The organism is Cyclobacterium sp. 1_MG-2023, assembly GCF_030546805.1.
Classification (GTDB): Bacteria; Bacteroidota; Bacteroidia; order Cytophagales; family Cyclobacteriaceae; genus Cyclobacterium.
The window spans coordinates 129221-141725 of the sequence record NZ_JAUOPC010000001.1 but is presented as its reverse complement, the minus strand read 5'-3'; the positions used below and the strand labels follow the sequence as shown (position 1 = coordinate 141725).

General features: G+C 38.6%; 10 protein-coding genes. 5 read left to right on the top strand and 5 right to left on the bottom strand.

The features are described from left to right. Positions 1-7: 7 nt before the first annotated feature. On the top strand, positions 8-460 hold the full coding sequence (locus tag Q4534_RS00530) for a YhcH/YjgK/YiaL family protein (protein WP_303611209.1): 453 nt from the start codon (positions 8-10) through the stop codon (positions 458-460). A gap of 88 nt (positions 461-548) precedes the next feature. After that, positions 549-1211 (top strand): bifunctional 4-hydroxy-2-oxoglutarate aldolase/2-dehydro-3-deoxy-phosphogluconate aldolase, encoded by a 663-nt coding sequence (locus Q4534_RS00525; protein WP_303611208.1) that lies wholly within the window; start codon positions 549-551, stop codon positions 1209-1211. A 270-nt stretch (positions 1212-1481) separates the two neighbouring features. On the opposite strand, the gene Q4534_RS00520 is transcribed toward Q4534_RS00525, so the two are convergent. The 3 genes from Q4534_RS00520 to Q4534_RS00510 all read right to left on the bottom strand — a co-directional run bounded on the left by Q4534_RS00520 (position 1482) and on the right by Q4534_RS00510 (position 3371). After that, positions 1482-1928, bottom strand: a complete 447-nt coding sequence (locus Q4534_RS00520; protein WP_303611207.1) for an SgcJ/EcaC family oxidoreductase — start codon at positions 1926-1928, stop codon at positions 1482-1484. Positions 1929-2080: 152 nt separating this feature from the next. Then, the gene (locus Q4534_RS00515) at positions 2081-2479 is read right to left on the bottom strand and encodes a hypothetical protein (RefSeq protein WP_303611206.1); all 399 of its coding nucleotides are present in this window, start codon (positions 2477-2479) and stop codon (positions 2081-2083) included. A 541-nt stretch (positions 2480-3020) separates the two neighbouring features. Then, positions 3021-3371, bottom strand: coding sequence for a hypothetical protein (locus Q4534_RS00510; RefSeq protein WP_303611205.1), 351 nt, complete (start codon positions 3369-3371; stop codon positions 3021-3023). A 421-nt stretch (positions 3372-3792) separates the two neighbouring features. Here Q4534_RS00510 and Q4534_RS00505 point away from each other — a divergent pair, with 421 nt between their 5' ends. Continuing rightward, complete coding sequence (locus Q4534_RS00505) at positions 3793-4503, top strand: class I SAM-dependent methyltransferase (RefSeq protein ID WP_303611204.1); 711 nt, start codon at positions 3793-3795, stop codon at positions 4501-4503. A gap of 2 nt (positions 4504-4505) precedes the next feature. Here Q4534_RS00505 and Q4534_RS00500 read toward each other — a convergent pair whose 3' ends face one another. Further along, entirely contained in the window at positions 4506-5072 is a 567-nt protein-coding gene (locus tag Q4534_RS00500) for an acyl-CoA thioesterase (RefSeq protein WP_303611203.1), read from the bottom strand. Between the two features lie 783 nt (positions 5073-5855). Further along, the gene (locus Q4534_RS00495) at positions 5856-7022 is read right to left on the bottom strand and encodes a hypothetical protein (RefSeq protein WP_303611202.1); all 1167 of its coding nucleotides are present in this window, start codon (positions 7020-7022) and stop codon (positions 5856-5858) included. A 273-nt stretch (positions 7023-7295) separates the two neighbouring features. Between Q4534_RS00495 and Q4534_RS00490 the strand changes: the two genes are divergently transcribed. Together Q4534_RS00490 and Q4534_RS00485 are read left to right on the top strand one after the other, a co-directional pair. Continuing rightward, positions 7296-8471 (top strand): GDSL-type esterase/lipase family protein, encoded by a 1176-nt coding sequence (locus Q4534_RS00490; protein ID WP_303611201.1) that lies wholly within the window; start codon positions 7296-7298, stop codon positions 8469-8471. Positions 8472-8527: 56 nt separating this feature from the next. Then, the gene (locus Q4534_RS00485) at positions 8528-12055 is read left to right on the top strand and encodes a PVC-type heme-binding CxxCH protein (RefSeq protein WP_407933563.1); all 3528 of its coding nucleotides are present in this window, start codon (positions 8528-8530) and stop codon (positions 12053-12055) included. Positions 12056-12505 lie beyond the last annotated feature (450 nt).

The window sequence follows — 12505 nt, the reverse complement described above, 5'->3', positions numbered from 1 at the left end:
AAAAGTCATGATACTTGATACATTATCCAATGCAAGCAGATACTACAGTTTGCACCCATTGTTTGAAAAAGCTTTTGCCTTTATTCAGTCCAATAACTTGGACGAAATAGAAGATGGCAAATACGAAATTGATGGGGATGAGTTAATTGCTGCTGTATTTGAAAAAGCAGCAAAAACTGAAGCTGAATCCAATCAGAAATTTGAATGTCATGACAAGCACATAGACATTCAAGTATGTATCAAAGGTAAAGAAAGCATTGGCTGGAAACCCAGAGAAAAATGCACCAAAATAAAAGGCGAATACAATCCAGATAAGGATGTATCTTTTTATGTGGATTCTCCGGAAATGTACTTTGGTATGGAGCCCGGGCAATTTGTAATTCTTTATCCTGAAGACGTTCATTCTCCGATGATTGGCGAAGGTAGTATCAAGAAAATGGTTGTTAAAGTTAAAATCTAACAATCATACATATATCATTAAAAATCAACACTTTAATAAAGATTACCTCGGGATTTTCCCGAGGTAATTTACTTTAAATTTAATCACGATGAGTAAAAACGAAACCATATTAAAAAAAATAACGGATCAGGCCATCCTTCCTCTTTATTTCAATGCAGATGAAACTGTAAGTATTGAAGTTCTTAAGGCCCTTTACACTGCTGGAATTCGCGTGGTGGAATACACCAATAGAGGTGAAGCTGCTTTGAACAACTTTAAGAAAATGGTTGCTTTGAGGGATAGCGAAATGACCGACCTATTGTTGGGTATCGGTACCATCAAAAATGCAGAGATGGCAGAAACATATGTAGATGCCGGTGCAGATTTTATCATATGTCCGGGCTTGGTTGAAGAAGTTGTAGAAGTAGCGAATAAGCACGGTATGATATGGATTCCAGGTTGCATGACGCCATCTGAGATCATCAGAGCTGAGAATCTTGGTGCAAAAATGATCAAATTATTCCCAGGTGACATATTAGGCCCTAAATTCATGGCCGGTATCAAATCTTTGTTCCCGAATTTGATCTTTATGCCTACAGGTGGTGTTTCTCTTGACAAGGACAACGTTCAGGCTTGGTTCTCTGCAGGAGTTAGTGCAGTAGGTATGGGAAGTAAATTGGTCAGCAAACAATTATTGCAAGATAAAAATTACACGGAAATTCACGAGATGGCTAAAAAAGCCATTGCATTAGTGAATGAAGTAAAAGGGTAATTTTACCCATTCCATTAAAAGAAAAGCGACCAAATTTTGGTCGCTTTTCTTTTTTCAATGGTGTATTTTTAACTAAAATTATACAGTAGAATCTAGATGCCTATCGTGATTTTTTTTAGGTAGTGTTGTAATCGCAATAAAATCAGGATATTTAGAGACATTAGCACAGTATCGCTAAGGGGAAAAATGAAAACAGTTTTAATTGGTTAATTTTAAACCGATTTCAGAAAGTAAAGGAAGGAAGGGCTATAGGATATTACTGTTTTCAGCTTATTCAGCAGGTTTCATATTTCTAATCGCTGCTATTTTCCACCGTTTCCCCTTTTTCACTGTTACAAAGGAACTCCACATTTTTCGCTCTGTTCCATCGGCATTTTTAATTGTATAGCGGGCATCGGCTATTGCCACATCCTCTTTAACATAACGCACCCTTTCTACCTTCAAAACCCTATCACCCGGATTGCTGCGGGAGCTTGCGGCCATCCCTTTGACAGCAGCTTCCACTCCATGTCTCCACTCCCCATTGGAAACCAACTGATCAATATCCTCCGTCACGATGTATCTAAGCATTACAGTGTCTATGCTTTCCCTTGCTTTGGCGTAACTGGCTACTAAGCCAATTATGGCTTTACCATCTTCCAGGTCTTGCCCATGCACATGGGTAGCAACACCTGAAAAGAGCAATACAGAAAAAACAAAAACTTTAGATAGATACATATGAAGCTGGGTTTGTAATAAAAGTAAGAATTTTTGTAAAATTTCCCTACATTTTTACTACTGAATATTCAATAGTTAGCCTGTTGAATACCCAAAAATCATGAATATACCTGTTCTATGAAACAGATGTGAAGTATTGTTGCGGTTGAATATTATTTCTTTATACCATCCAATTCAATCGAATACCCTATTCGTATCTTGGTAACGATTGGCATGTTTGAATGGAAATCATTAGAGAATTCTTTCATTTGCATATTGGAGGAGTAATTCTTTGATAAGTCTAATATGACCATATTTGGATCTTCTTCATTTTCACCAACCACAATTTCACCAGTATCATTTGGCTCATCCTTATCCGTTTCTATACCCTTAAAGGTTGACTCACTCTTGGGTTCTTCAAAGTTGAGAAACAACTCAGGTTTATACTTTTTAATGGACTGAATATCAACCCCTGAAAAAATATCGCCTTGTTGGTAGGGATAGTGAACAGTTTGTCCAAAAGAAGCAGTTGATAAAAATACAATTCCAAAAATAAATACAATTCTAATCATGACATTTTATTTTAATGAAAGATACTCTCCAATTCATATTTACACGTTAAATTAACTATTAAGTTTGGATAAAAATTTATAATTTCATTAAATAGAGCTGTTTATCTATAAATTTAACAATAAATAACGGATGGAAGAACTTTTTTATCACACATCCACTTTGTTCATCATTTCCCCATTTTTCGCTTCTTTGTCGCCAAAAAATTTCATTCAACAAATAAATTCTCAAATTCAAAAATCATTGTTCAGTGATACTAAACCTGGCAGTTAGGCAGTAGTGATATACATTTACCAACTGTTAGGCTCTCTTGACTTTTCGTTTTTAAGTTTTGGTGAAATTTTGAATAGATTTGAAGGTTCTTGATAATTGAATCTCCACAAATAGTTGGACAAATAATCATTAAAACTATCCATGTCCATTCTTGATCAAGGTTCCAAAAAAAATAAACCATCACAATTGACCCGGTGAAAAACACAATGGATGCTGTTAGGATGACAAAGTATTTCATGGGGCCATTTAGCGCCTAACGAAAGAAAAAAACTATTTCTTTATACCCTCCAATTGAATCCCAACTTTCACTGGTTTCTTGCTAAACTTACGTATTCTGGAGGGGAAATCTTTGACAGGCATATTGGAAGAAGAATCCTTTGAAGGGCTTAAAATGGATACATTTGTTGAATCTTCCTCCAATTTATTATCACTAGCATTTGACTTAACTGCTGGAACTATATGGCCAAGTGATGACTCAAACTTAAGGGTGCTATAGCTTAGGTTTTCAGGTACATCCAGGTTACTTTGTATTGAATGGGGAATATGGCGGATAATTAATCCCTGTCCATAAGCTACCGATGAAAATAAAAAGATTCCAAAAATGAGTACCATTCTAATCATGACTTTATATTTTAATGAAAGGGCTTATCCTATTTTCACAAGTCAAATTAACTATTAAATTTGGATAAATTTGGATAAATTTGTATAATACCGTTAAAATAAGCTACTTATAAATAAATTTAACATTAAATAACACGCAGAAGGGCTTTTTCGCCACATATCCGCTTTGATCATCATTGTCTCACTTTTCGCTTCTTTTCAGACAATAAACTTCATTTATTAAATCGCTTCTGAAGTCCATCCAGTACGCTTTGTTCCTTATGTATCTTTTCAATTTTTAAATTCCACTTACTCCTGGCACATTTGCCTCTATTTCTTTTAAAATCATGACTTTTGGGATACAATTTGCCAAATATCAGAGACACTTTCAGGTATTTATGGTTAAATTAAGCAAACAATCAACAATAACAGTGTAAAAGCCATGAGATACCTACTAATTGTTTTGTCCTTATTTTTCCTACCCCTATCCGGAGAAGTAACTGCACAAAGCGGCAATGAATATTCCCACAAAGAGCCATCGAGAGATGGAATTGGTAAAATATATAGGGGAAGGGAAATTGCTCAGCTCATGAGTTTTCATGGGGTTGCTTGGTTAGAAAGAGACAGTCGCACGGAAGAAGAAAACACCGAGCTTGCCATTGCTAACCTTCCGATCAATAAGAATAGCCATGTAGCAGATGTAGGGGCGGGTTCTGGCTTTTATACTTTTCGCATTGCATCAAAAGTACCTGAAGGAAAAGTTTACGCGGTAGACATTCAACAAGATGCCCTAGACTACATCGAAAACAAAGCAATAAACCAAAATGTAGACAATGTATTTACTGTTTTGGGGACAGAAAAAGGCCCAAACCTACCGGAGAAAACAATGGATTTGGTAATTATGGTGGATGTTTACCATGAATTGGCATTTCCTAAAGAGATGCTACAAAATATCAGAAAATCCCTAAAGCCTGATGGTAAACTATTGCTAATAGAATACCGTGGGGAGGACCCCAAAGTGGCCATAAAGCCCTTGCATAAAATGACTGTTAAGCAGGTAAAGAAAGAATTGGAAGCCAATGGATTCAAATTGTCTACCAATGGACAATTTTTAAACATCCAGCATTTTCTTGTTTTTGAGAAAGAGGACTAGGATTATTTAATATCTAAGGAAATTTCGCAGCGTTGCCCTACTAGCATGGTGGAAATGGCTTCTTTGTCCCAGGTACGTTTTAATTCCTTAAGGATTGCCCCATATTCACTTTTATACTTTTTCCTTTTAATGGCCTCTACAAAGCGCCTGACATCTGTTCGCGTTTCCAATAATAATGGTGGAACAGGTGTTGGCTTGTCGTCCTCCCCTTTGGCTACCATGGTAAAGTAACAGGTATTGGTATGCTTCACAACACCGGTTTTCACATTTTCTGAAATCACCTTAATCCCGATAATCATGGAGCTATTGCCCACATGATTGACTGAGGCTTTTAAGGAAACCAATTCTCCAACTTCCACGGGTTGTAAGAAATCGACCGTATCCACGGAGACAGTTACACAATAAGCCCCACTGTGTTTGGTGGCAGCAGTGTAAGCCACCTTATCCATCATGGAAAGTAAAATGCCGCCATGAATTTTCCCCCCAAAATTAGCATATGAGGGAATCATAAGTTCTGTAATGGTAACGCGTGAAAAACTGGCCGGTCGGGCACTTAGGGATGCACTCATCAAGTAATAGAATTAGAATAAATCAATAAAGTGGAAGTATTTTCCAGAGACAAATATATATATGATTTTTATAAATAATCCGGAATATCGTAATTGGATTTTTATATTTCCACTGTTTTGGTTGAATCAAAGCCAAGAAAACAAGGAAGACGTTGGGATTTTGTCAGCATTGTTGCGAAAATAAGCAACAATACCGCCAAAATCAGATACTTTCCTCATGCATCATCCAAGGGTTGTCACCTTTGCCTACAAAAGTGCCACCCCTATGGGGTTACTCGTTTTCGTAAGGGATGATAATTTCTATTGATGAGAAAAAGTAAGCAAGTAATTCAGTTTCTAAGCGAACCTAACAATTAACAATCTTGGATAAATTGAATTGTACCGATAAAGAAAACTTTCTAGGACAGTGTGATATATTAGGTGTTTTTGGCCTTCAAAGCTTATGGTTTTCGGAAATGGATGGTGAACGCTAAAAAAATGAGTTAGCTCCAATGAGGAGATACACTTATTTTTAACCCCATCAGACCCAATAATTAAATGATGGAAACATAAATGAAATATTTTCCTTATGTAGCTTTTGTCAGCATTGTTGCAGAAATAGCAATAATACCGCCAAACCCAAGCAATGAATATCATTTGCTTTCAAAGGCTTAAACACTTGACTATTTAATACCGCAAACACAAATTGATTAAAGCCTATCCATCCTAAATCACCAAATCACAGATCACTACATCACCAAATCACCAGATCACCCCATCACAGATCACCACATCACCACATCATCAATTCTCCTCTTCAATAGGCCTTAATTCATAAATATAATAACACTGGTATTCTTTTTCCTCTTCATGAATGTCGGCTTGATCAGCATAATGTAAATAGCGGTTGTTTCCTAAGCCCAGTTTTAGCTTTCCCGGCTTATCCCAGAGAACAGGGAGGCCAATCTGAACGCCATCTTCTATGGGGTAATAATAGATTTTTCTTGTATTCATTATAGCCATTCTCTCTCTGTAATCATCTGTTTGAATGTTGTCTTCCGGGGCTAACCCGGCGGTATATTCAACGATAAATGCATCCCCTTGCCCTACCATATGTGAAAAACCGCCTCCTAAGGCAAATTCATCAACAATGGCTCCAATCTCATTTCGATTGGCCATTTCCATAGGTACCTTTGCAAGTTGATCCGGTTCCTCACGTTCCAGTTTGATTTTATTGACTAGCTCCAGCTTTTTATCATATTGAAATAAAATCGTATCTGCCGGTAAAATTAAAGAGATTACTTTGGATTTTATATCTGAAAAATAAATTGGCTTATACTTCCATGGGTAAAAATAACTCTGTTTGAAAATACTGCTATCATCTATTTTCCCTCCTTTGATTACGGATCCATCCGCGGGGTTTACTAAATGAAAATAGTTTAAAGTATCAAAATAATCCATGGGATATTCTTCCAAATTTTTGTCACTCAAATTGGCAATTCCGTAAGAGACATCGTCGATGTTAACTTCATTTAGATTATCCAATGGCGTGTGGATCATCCTTACCCTTGTATCTTGTTCAAAGGGAAGTTTTCTCAGTTGCTGCAATGCTAAATCATACATAAAAATTTCTTGATCGCTTACAAACATTATTTCATTCCCCACAAAGCCAGCGCGGTGCAAAACCATCCCAAAAGCATTGGGCCCTTCACTTAAGAGTTCTTCAGCAAGCATCTCCCCATCACTGTTGAAAATAAAATACCTGCCTTCCACACCTTTGGTAACCATAAGATAAATATCCTGCTCCGGATGATAGTCCAGCACATTTAATATTTGTAATTCGTCAAATACCAATGAATCAACCTTGACAAACTCCATTTCTTTAAGGACTTTGCTTTGATTCTCTACATTGTTACAAGAAGCCAAAGAAATGGATAGTAGAACCGTGAATTTCAAGTATTTGTATAACATATTAAATTGATTTTATATTAAAACTAATTAATTAAAAATGTAATTACAAATTTAATCCGAGGAACTGATTGTGTTGCGTTATTATATGGTCACCTAAGCCCCTCCATAATATTTACACAAGAAAAAAAATCATTAGGCAATATTTTGTACCAGCCACTGGTCTAATAAACCAACCAATAATATAATTAACCCAATAATGTACCTGATATTCTTAGTTCCTTTTTATATTTATGGGTTGTTTTAACAATAAATACCACTTGCCTAATTAATCCCATGAAAAAATATTACCTCCTATTATTTCAACTTATCTTATTTCATACTACTGTACTTTCTCAACAATCTTTTGATCCAAAAAATGGGGACAGAATAACTCTATTAGGCAATGCCTTGATAGAAAACGAGCAGGAATTCGGATTCCTTGAGTATGCACTTACTAGTTACTGGCCTGAGAAACACCTCACTTTTAGAAATCTGGGCTGGTCCGGGGATACTGTATTTGGAGATGCAAGAAGCTACTATACCAATCCTCCAAGTCCTTACGACTTGCTTATTTCTCAAATAAAAGCTACAGAGCCAAATTGGGTAATTATAGGCTATGGGAATGTGGAAGCACAAGAAGGGTCAAAAGGTGTGGATGCTTTCAAAAATGGCTTGAACCAATTGCTGGATAGTGTAGAAGCCATAGGTGCAAAAGCAATATTACTCTCTACCATTCCACAAGTTTCTGCAGGAACGGAGGATTTATTGGCCTTAAGAAACAAGACATACAGCGACTATAATCAGTCAATTCATGCCATTGCTCAAAGTCGAAAATTGGCTTTTGTTAATGTTTTTGATGCTTTTACAACAACTACTGCTGCTGAATTTTACGAGAACAATGGGATTCACCTTAATGAAAAAGGATATGTTCAGCTTGCTGAAACAATAATGAATCAATTGGGGCTTAGTAGGGAAACTCCTACCATTGAAATTGATGCTGCTACTAAAAGCGTTGAAAGTAATGTACCGGTAAATAAGCTCTCCATTGCCGATAAAGCCAGAAAAATTTCCTTTAATAGTACTCAAAACCCGGCTTCTAAACCTAATGTAGGTAATGAAACAATTAAGGTGAATGGCTTGAAAAAAGGAAATTACTCCTTGTCTGTGGACGGAAAACTCATTGCCGTCGGAAGCAGAAAGGCTTGGGAAGCAGGTATTCCCTTGGCACAAGGGCCTAGCTTACAGCAATCAGAACAAATGCTGAAATTGATAAGAGAAAAGGATAAAATCTATTTCCAGCAATACCGGCCTCAAAACAGAACCTATATCCTGGGCTTCCGCTCTTATGAGCAAGGAAGACATAAGGAGGGTTTGGCAGCTTTGGATACATTGATCCTTTGGTTGGATGATAAGATCAATCAAACCAAAAAGACCAAAATCCTCCATTACCAACTAGAGCGATTGCCCTAACTACAGGATTTTATTCAATTGACCCATTTTATCAAGATACAAACCATACCATGATTTTGGATTTAAAAATATATATAAAACACCCGACTAAAAAGCCTCAGAGTACACCTTATATAGCGAGTGCTGTAGGCATGAAAGTCATTTTAATGTTGATCGTACTGTTGGCAAACCTTCCGGCCTATGGGCAAAATGCTCTCCGTGACATACCCTCTTCAGATCCACAGGATCAAATGGACAGGTTTCAAGTGGCAGATGGCTTTGAAGTCAATCTATTTGCGACGGACCCCATGGTGGTCAAGCCCATTCAAATGAACTGGGATGCCCAAGGAAGATTATGGGTAGTGAGCAGTACCATTTATCCTCACATCAGGCCCGGTGAAACAGCCAATGATAAAATACTTGTCATAGAAGACACCGATAAAGATGGAAAAGCAGATAAGTCCACTGTTTTTGCTGAAGGCCTCTTCACTCCCACCGGCCTTTTGCCAGGTGATGGTGGGGTCTATGTAGCCAATTCTACAGAAATCTTACACCTAAAGGATACAGATGGAGATGGCAAAGCAGATGAAAGAACCAAAATACTTTCCGGTTTTGGTACCGGTGATACCCACCACCTTATCCATACTTTCCGTTGGGGACCTGACGGTCTGATGTATTTCAATCAATCCATTTACATTTACAGTCACGTAGAAACGCCCTATGGCATTCGCCGGCTTGAAGGTGGGGGTGTTTGGCAATACAATACCAAAACACAGCAATTGGAAGTATTTGCCAAAGGATTGATCAACCCCTGGGGTTTGCAATTTGACAAATGGGGTAAGAGCTTTTTAACAGATGGTGCAGGTAGAGAGGGAATTAACTATGCCTTTCCGGGTGCTACTTTTGCTACTGCACCAGGGGCTGAACGTATTTTAAGTGGCCTGAATCCCGGTCAACCCAAGCACAGTGGCTTGGATATCGTTTCAGGGGCACATATGCCGGAAAATTGGGCTGGAAGTTTAATTACCAATGATTTCAGGGCCAACCGGGTAAACCGTTTTGTCTTGGAAGAGCAAGGAAGTGGCTTTGTCTCCAAGCAAGCAGACGATTTGCTATGGACAGATCATATTGGCTTCAGGCCTGTAGACATCCTAATGGGCCCTGATGGGGCAGTATATATTGCCGATTGGTACAATCCTATCATTCAACATGGGGAGGTTGACTTTTTTGATTCGAGAAGAGACCAGCAGCATGGCAGGATCTGGAGAGTAACTAAAAAAGACAGTCCCCTAGTTAAGTATCCAGAATTAGAAGGAAAGTCTATTCCGGAGCTTTTGGAGGCATTAAAATCAGTGGAAAACTGGGAAAGGTTACAAGCAAAATTAATCCTAAAAAACAAGGACGAGCAAGAAGTAAAGGAAGCATTAGGTAAATGGATCGAGACACTTGACCCTTCAAATCCCGAATACGAGCACCATTTATTAGAAGGACTTTGGCTACATCAGGCCATTGGTGCGGTAAATGTACCATTGTTGGAGAAGCTTTTAAAAGCTAATAATCCGGAAGCCAAAGCAGCTGCCATTAGGGTTCTGGTGCATTGGAAAGAACAGATCCCGGAAACCCAATCCCTACTGGCCAAAGCCATTCAAGACAGCCATGCGACGGTAAGGTTGGAAGCGGTAGTTGGTCTTCAAAATTTCAGCACTTTAGAAGCGACCCTTGCCGCACTGGAAGCTTTGGATCAACCCATGGATGTTAATCTGGACTTTGCCTTATGGCATACGGTAAATACCTTAAGCCCGGTTTGGCTACCCAAACTATTGGAGGACCCGAACTATTTTGGGAATAAGGACAAAACCATCTTTGCCCTCAATACCGTAAGTGATCCAAAATCTACTTCTTTGCTGGCTGAATTGTATAGCGACAATAAAGTACCGGATAAATACCTGGAAATGGTTCGGGAGAAATTGGCCAAATATGGCACAAGAGCTGATTTAAGCAAAATATACCTGCTTGCCATCAATTCAACTGATACAGAAAGCCAATTGAAAAACCTAGAGCTACTGCACAGGGCAGCGAATGATAGAGGGCTGGCACCACAGCATACTTCAGGGCAGTTAAGAACTTTGCTTACAAGTAAAAATGAAGCAGTTGAAATAAAAGTATTGCAACTGGTAGGCTTGTGGAAAAAAGCAGATCTGATGGATCTTATCCTACAAAAGAACCAAGACAGCAATGAAGAGGTCAGAAAAGCGGCCATGGAAGCCATGGGTAAGCTTGATGATGCCGATAGCCAAGAACTTTTGCTCAACATGGCCAATACGCATAAAAAGGAAAGCATCCGGATATTGGCCATCTCTCAGTTGGTGAAAACAGCCCCTGAGAAGGCTGCCGAGGCTGCCACTACTCTGCTTTCCAATAAGCCTACGGACACCGGCACGCGAGATCTATTTGCTGCTTTCCTTTCTTCCAACAATGCCACGGCAGTTCTGGCCAATTCCTTGTCCAATACCCGCATCCCATCAGAAACGGCCAAAAAAGGAAGAAAAACCATGCAAGAATTACTGCCTATGCATAGAAGAACCAAGGCTGGAGCCCTACAACTTAAAGATGCTCTAGAAGCCTCTGGTGGGGTTTTACCTCCTGAGAAAATGCCACAGCAATTAAGCGAACGAGAAATTTATCTCCTTGGAATCGAAGTAAAAACCTCAGGAAATCCGGTAAAAGGCGAAGCCATTTATAGGAGATCTTCAATGATGTGTCAAAACTGCCATGGCATAGGCGGTGCCGGTGGTCAGCTGGGACCGGATTTAAGTTCTTTGGGCACCAGTTTACCTATAGACAATATTATCAAATCCATACTCGAACCTACAGAATCAATCAAAGAAGGTTTTGAATTACAAAAGGTTACCAAAAATGATGGAGGAATAGTGATGGGCTATTTAATCAATGATGGCGCAAGAGAAGTTGTCATTCGAGACATGGCGGGTAATGAAAACGGCATTCCTAAATCACAAATTAAAAACGTAGAAAAGGTTCCCGGTTCCTTGATGCCTGCAGGAATCACGGCAAATCTGGAAAAAGAAGAATTTATCAATTTGGTAAGTTACCTTTCCAAACTGGGAAGCAATGGAGATTTTAGGGTTACCAATGAAAAACTGGTAAGGCGCTGGAAATCAGCCCCTGATTTTAAGGCATTGGGCAAAATAGACGGGGTGAATACTTGGAAAAACTTGCCCACTAAAAACATTGGCCCAAGCAGCAAGCCCTTGTACAGCACGGTGGCCGGAGGCCTGCCATTGGGAGATATTCCTGTGATTACAGACAATACAGGCAAAAAATTCAGCCTTGTTCAATTTGAAGTAAATATCCTTAAAGCGGGTGAATTCAGTTTGAAATTAACGGGCATTGATCGGGCCAAGGTTTGGGTAAGTGGTAAAGAAATCCCTCTCAATAAGGGTACAGGAGCTACAAACCTCAGTGTGGGCAAACAATGGGTGAATATTGCCTTTGACCGAGAAAAAGCCGTATCAGGTTCATTAAAGGTTTTGATAGAAGATGGAAAAGCCAATAGTGCCCAAAGTCAGGTGATTGTAGGGAATTAATACAACACGAGTTATAGTGATATTATACTCTTTTCATATGATTTTAATATTAAAGCCATTGGTTACCCTTATCTCTTCCTGTTCATTTTTGTCCACTGATCCGCTTCGCTACTCAGGGCAGGCTATGACACAAAAACGAACCAAAAAGATCAAGGCTGTATGTAAATCTTAACGCAAAATGAATACTCACTGGCTAAACAAAAAAAAACTCCGCCGAAAAGGCGTCAGACAGATTTTTTGTTCTTAACGCCATTGAGCAATCATTTTACTAATTTCCATAAGGCCGGAATAAAGAAAATAGCACTGATAAAAATTAACTCCCTAACATTGTAAATTACCGATGTATTAGAATTCTATCTGATTCTCTATTGATTTAAATTCTGAGCATGTCGATTTTACCCTTACCCAAAACTCCGGAGGAGTGATATTTTTGTAGCTAGGGGTGCAAAC